1 protein-coding gene is annotated in these 2195 nt (G+C 64.0%); it reads left to right on the top strand.

The window, feature by feature from the left end; translation table 11 throughout:
• The first annotated feature begins 54 nt into the window (after positions 1-54).
• Positions 55-2169 carry an elongation factor G gene (fusA, locus tag ACNPM4_RS06410; RefSeq protein WP_029260918.1) on the top strand — a complete coding sequence of 705 codons (2115 nt, stop codon included), beginning with the start codon at positions 55-57 and terminating at the stop codon, positions 2167-2169.
• Positions 2170-2195 lie beyond the last annotated feature (26 nt).

The following is a 2195-nucleotide window of genomic DNA, read 5'->3' as shown; positions in this document are numbered from 1 at the left end:
GGCCGGGCACCCCCTCTTCGCAGTACGACTGCTCCAAAAGATAAGGACACTCCTGTGGCACAAGACGTGCTCACGGACCTGAGCAAGGTCCGCAACATCGGCATCATGGCGCACATCGATGCCGGCAAGACCACGACGACCGAGCGCATCCTGTTCTACACGGGCGTCAACCACAAGCTCGGCGAGACGCACGATGGCGCGTCGACCACCGACTGGATGGAGCAGGAGAAGGAGCGCGGCATCACGATCACGTCTGCCGCCGTGACCTGCTACTGGAACAAGAACCAGATCAACATCATCGACACCCCCGGCCACGTGGACTTCACGGTCGAGGTGGAGCGTTCGCTCCGCGTCCTCGATGGTGCCGTCGCCGTGTTCGACGGCAAGGAGGGCGTCGAGCCCCAGTCCGAGACGGTCTGGCGTCAGGCCGACAAGTACAACGTCCCCCGCATCTGCTTCGTCAACAAGATGGACAAGCTCGGCGCGGACTTCTACTTCACCGTCGACACCATCATCAACCGCCTGGGTGCCAAGCCCCTCGTGATCCAGCTGCCGATCGGTGCGGAGAGCGACTTCATCGGCGTCGTCGACCTGGTCGAGATGCGTGCGCTGGTGTGGGCCGGAGACTCCAAGGGTGACGTCACGATGGGCGCCTCCTACGAGATCCAGGAGATCCCGGAGAACCTCAAGGAGAAGGCGGCGGAGTACCGTCAGCAGCTCCTCGAGACCGTGGCCGAGACCGACGACGCGCTGCTCGAGAAGTTCTTCGGTGGCGAGGAGCTCACGGTCGCCGAGATCAAGGGCGCGATCCGCAAGCTGACCGTCGCTTCCGAGATCTACCCGGTGCTCTGCGGCTCCGCGTTCAAGAACCGCGGCGTCCAGCCGATGCTCGACGCGGTCGTCGACTACCTCCCGAACCCGCTCGACGTGGGCTCGATCGAGGCGCACGACCCGAAGGACTACGACACGATCATCGAGCGTCACCCCGACGCCAATGACCCGTTCGCAGCCCTCGCGTTCAAGGTCGCCGTGCACCCGTTCTTCGGTCGCCTCACCTACGTGCGCGTCTACTCGGGTCACCTCGAGTCCGGTTCTGCGGTCATCAACTCGACCAAGAACAAGAAGGAGCGCATCGGGAAGATCTTCCAGATGCACGCCAACAAGGAGATCCCGGTCCCCTCGGTCACCGCGGGTAACATCTACGCGGTCATCGGTCTGAAGGACACCACCACCGGTGACACCCTGACCGACCCGGCAGCTCCGGTCGTCCTCGAGTCGATGACGTTCCCCGAGCCCGTCATCGAGGTCGCGATCGAGCCGAAGACCAAGGCCGACCAGGAGAAGCTGGGTGTCGCCATCCAGAAGCTCGCTGAGGAGGACCCGACCTTCCGCACGGAGCTCAACCCCGAGACCGGTCAGACGACCATCAAGGGCATGGGCGAGCTTCACCTCGACATCCTCGTGGACCGCATGAAGCGCGAGTTCAACGTCGAGGCCAACGTCGGCAAGCCGCAGGTCGCGTACCGCGAGACCCTGAAGAAGGCCGTCGAGAAGCACGACTACACGCACAAGAAGCAGACCGGTGGCTCCGGCCAGTTCGCGAAGATCCAGTTCACCATCGAGCCGATGGACCTGGACTCCGAGAAGACCTACGAGTTCGTGAACGCCGTCACCGGTGGTCGCATCCCTCGTGAGTACATCGGTTCGATCGACGCCGGTTTCCAGGACGCGATGAACGTCGGTGTGCTCGCGGGCTACCCGATGGTCGGCGTCAAGGCGACCATCGTCGATGGTGCGGCGCACGACGTCGACTCCTCGGAGATGGCGTTCAAGATCGCGGGCTCCATGGGCTTCAAGGAGGCCGCTCGCCGTGCCAACCCCGTGCTGCTCGAGCCGCTGATGGCCGTCGAGGTCCGTACTCCTGAGGAGTACATGGGCGACGTCATCGGCGACCTGAACTCGCGTCGTGGCCAGATCCAGTCGATGGAAGACGCCGCAGGCGTCAAGGTCGTCCGCGCTCAGGTCCCGCTGTCCGAGATGTTCGGCTACATCGGCGACCTGCGCTCGAAGACCTCGGGCCGTGCCGTCTACTCGATGGAGTTCCACAGCTACGCTGAGGTTCCCCGCGCAGTGGCCGACGAGATCGTCCAGAAGACCAAGGGCGAGTAATCGCTCTTCTGGGCTCCCCGCGGCGC

Source organism: Microbacterium umsixpiens (assembly GCF_053543675.1).
Note: the sequence above shows the minus strand (reverse complement) of the source record. Positions and strands in the feature narration are given on the sequence as shown.